This is a genomic window from Okeania sp., assembly GCF_983059655.1.
In genome coordinates this window covers 12,406-14,546 of record NZ_CEZPJD010000117.1, presented here as the reverse complement: position 1 = coordinate 14,546, position 2,141 = coordinate 12,406, and the positions used below count along the sequence as shown (strand labels likewise).

The 2,141-nt window shown below is 34.5% G+C and carries 2 protein-coding genes; both read right to left on the bottom strand.

Annotation, left to right across the window (positions count from 1 at the left end; translation table 11 throughout):
• Positions 1-57 precede the first annotated feature (57 nt).
• Complete coding sequence (locus AC3DU7_RS09425) at positions 58-855, bottom strand: pantothenate kinase (protein ID WP_488039093.1); 798 nt, start codon at positions 853-855, stop codon at positions 58-60.
• Positions 856-1,060: 205 nt separating this feature from the next.
• The gene (locus AC3DU7_RS09420; protein WP_488039092.1) at positions 1,061-1,996 is read right to left on the bottom strand and encodes a hypothetical protein; all 936 of its coding nucleotides are present in this window, start codon (positions 1,994-1,996) and stop codon (positions 1,061-1,063) included.
• Positions 1,997-2,141: the final 145 nt, after the last annotated feature.

The window sequence follows — 2,141 nt, the reverse complement described above, 5'->3', positions numbered from 1 at the left end:
TTCCTTCTTCCTTCTTCCTTCTTCCTTCTTCCTTCTTCCTTCTTCCTTCTTCAAATCTTAAACTTGAGATATTTGATGCCAAATTTTTGCCATACCCCAAAAAATTACTTCCGGTGCATCAATGATAGTTGCACTTAACTCAGGAAAAAGTTTTTTGAAATGAGTTAATAATAAGGTGCGATCGCCTCCTGTGAAGACTATTTTTCCTTGAGGAAATTCTTTTCGCCAGGCAACAATATAACTTTTTATGCCTGCCAATACTGTATATATTACCCCGCTTTGAATGGCTGTTGCTGTTTCTTTTGCCCACCGTGGAGGTAACTCTACTGGTATATCAACCAAAGGTAACATAGCTGTTCCTGCCATCAAAGATGATAATTGCAACCTTAACCCTGGTAAAATAGAGCCTCCCACTATTTTTTTTTGGACATCAGCACCAGTAAAAGTAATTGCTGTACCAGTATCTATTACTAGCACAGGCCAACCAAACCTTGTACCTGCACCCAAAACTGCTAAAGCTCTATCTATTCCCAAGGTAGGATAAAGCCCTTGCAGTGGCAGTTTATCTAAAGTAATCATATCAGACCAAGAATAAGTTTGCCAAAGAGCTGCTTGTTGAGGAACTACTGATGCTATTAATAAAGGCATCTGATTATGGAATTTTATATCCTGAGTTTCTAATGTATTTTTGAGTAGTTTTATTACCGTTGTTTCTCCATGAATATTTCCCTGATTTTCCAATTCTTGAATACGATCTATATCCCAAGTTTTCTGAAGTATTGCACCTACAAAATATCCCCAGTGTAACCGGGTATTTCCAATCATTAAACCGAGCCATTCTTGATTTTCAGACATATAGTTCAACAATTAATAATTAATAATTAATAATTAATAATTACCTCTCCTTTAAAACGGATAGGATTGACTCAAAGGAAAAATTTTCTTTATTTTTCCCTTAAAAGGGGAGGCTTTAAACCACAATTTTTCGGTGAAAAATCCACTTTAAATCATAAATTAAAAGCCTCCATCCCCGTGTCTCCGTGTCTCCGCGTCCCCGTGTCTATCGATAAGGAAGTCCTACATCTAAACCAGAAGTATATATAGCAACTGCTTTGTCTTCCATATTAAAGACTATTTTTATGCCTGTATCATCAGGATTTTTCCATTCATAAGCACCCTTAATTTGATTTTCTGCTTGTGTCTCATCTGATGTAACTTCTTGTTCTCTACCAAGAGTATTATTAACTTGCATTTCCCTTGCTTCTCTAGATTGTACAAAAGCTTCTGAGTCAAATTCAGGGTCTATTTCTCCCTCTGCTCCAAGAATATTTCTTATTTCTCGGTATGTCATTCCTAGCTGCAATCTTTCATATTTTTGTCGTGTAATTGAATAAACTGGTTTGGGTTGATTCCAGAAAGGATTACCAAAATTATAAGTATTCATATTTTTAGTCCTAATAGTAACCACTTTCTGATTAGAATCAAAAATTATACTCATGCTTGTACCATCAGGATTAACCCAATTATATACAACAGTATTAGCATTAGTTAAAGGATTATCTCTTGTTGGTTGTTTTATTCCTTCAGTACCAATAATTTCTCTCACTTCATCATAAGTCATCCCAACTTTAATATTTTCAAAATCTGTACTGGTAACTACAGGAGGTTCTTGATTAACTCCGAAGTTAGTAGCGTTCAAATTTTGAGCAGATAATCGAATCAGTTTATTTTCTGAGTTAAATACTGCAACTATACCTGTATTATCATTATTTAGCCAGCGATATGCTACGCCAAAATTTTCTGTTGTTGGACTATTATATTCTGTATAAACTTCACCTTCTTTCCCCAAGATTTGCTTAACTTCTTGATAGGTCATGCCAATTTTTAAGTTGTTATAATCAGCTCTAGTAATTCGATTAGCTAGAGCAGGCATAAATTGTAGATTCAAGATAGAAATAAAACCACTAATAAATGTTGCCAAGAAAAACTTTTTCATCGTAATTGTCTGAAATTTTGCTATATTTTAATGTAAGTATTGAGCGGTCAAATATCAGCTATCAGCTATAACCGGATAATCAGTAATCAAAAAAACTTTCTTCCTTCTAGCCTTTTCTTCCCTTATGCCTTCCTTAATTTTAATG

What these genes read in the sequence shown, in the direction of transcription:
- AC3DU7_RS09425 (WP_488039093.1), bottom strand. Translation starts at nt 855, where the DNA reads ATGTCTGAAAATCAAGAATGGCTCGGTTTAATGATTGGAAATACCCGG.
- AC3DU7_RS09420 (WP_488039092.1), bottom strand. Translation starts at nt 1,996, where the DNA reads ATGAAAAAGTTTTTCTTGGCAACATTTATTAGTGGTTTTATTTCTATC.